Annotated in this window: 1 protein-coding gene; it reads left to right on the top strand. The window is 44.0% G+C overall.

The window, feature by feature from the left end:
* The first annotated feature begins 92 nt into the window (after positions 1-92).
* On the top strand, positions 93-1223 hold the full coding sequence (locus EAE91_RS23460; protein ID WP_214090540.1) for an ISAs1-like element ISPlu17 family transposase: 1131 nt from the start codon (positions 93-95) through the stop codon (positions 1221-1223).
* Positions 1224-1243 lie beyond the last annotated feature (20 nt).

Genomic DNA, 1243 nt, shown 5'->3' with positions numbered 1-1243 from the left:
CAGGGCAAGATCGTGAATATTTTGTTAAAAAAATCAGATTTGACCGACGGTAATAGTTATGATCTCATACTCTCTTTTTGAGAGCAAAAACCATGTGCTTTGATATTTTTACTGAACATTTCTCAGACATTCAAGATCCCCGTCAAAGCGCTAAAGTCGCCTACCCTTTATTCGATATTTTATTTGCCTCATTGTGCGCTGTTCTGGGCGGCGCAGATGGTTGGAGTGAGATCCAAGAGTATATTGAAGGCCACCATGAATGGTTTCTTGAACATAATATGTTCAAGGAGGGGGTCCCTGTTGATGATACGATTGCCCGGCTTCTCTCACGGATTAATCCGGAACAATTTAATCTGTGTTTTATCAACTGGATGCGTTCGGTTCATCAGGTTACTCAGGGAGAATTAGTGGCGATTGATGGTAAAGTCTTACGGGGGGCCTATGCCCCGGGAGAACGTGGTTCGGCTCTCCACCTTGTGAGTGCTTATGCGACAGCCAATAAAATGGTCATCGGCCAGGTTAAAACCCAGAAAAAATCTAATGAAATTACCGCAATCCCGGAACTCATTAAGTTGTTGGAACTGAAAGGCGCGCTGATTTCCATTGATGCGATGGGATGCCAAACGCAGATCGCTCAGGAGATTATTGATGCCGGCGCGGATTATTTATTAAGTGTGAAAGACAACCAAAAACGTCTCCATCGTGCCATTCAAAAAGCCCTGGAAGCCCAGCGCGTTTTGCCCTTAACAACCGAAAAAGCGTTGATAGAACAGGGTCATGGTCGTCTGGAAATCAGAGAAAGCCATGTGCTGAATGCCGATACATTCAAAACCGATTTTCCGGAATGGGCGGGATTAAAAACACTGGGTGTCACAATCGGATACAGGCAAGAAAACGGCAAATTGCCCAGTCTGGAGTACCGTTACTACATCAGTTCAGCCAGACTGACGGAAGAACAATTTTCGCAGGCAGTACGCAGCCATTGGCAAATAGAGAATAATCTTCACTGGGTGCTTGATGTGACGTTTAAGGAAGATGATTGTCAAATTTACCGTGAAAATGCGGCGGAAAACATCGCGATATTACGACGTATTTCGTTAAACATGCTGAAAAAAGAAACGAGTCAATTAAGCATTAAAGCGAAGCGTAGACGAATATGGATGAAAACCCAATTTTTGGAGCGAGTATTACAGGCGGGTTTTGCTAATGTGAGTGATATTTAATCATTCATGCGGTTGCCCTG

Source organism: Photorhabdus noenieputensis (assembly GCF_018448935.1).
Lineage (GTDB): Bacteria > Pseudomonadota > Gammaproteobacteria > Enterobacterales > Enterobacteriaceae > Photorhabdus > Photorhabdus noenieputensis.
This window is presented reverse-complemented; position numbering and strand designations above follow the sequence as displayed.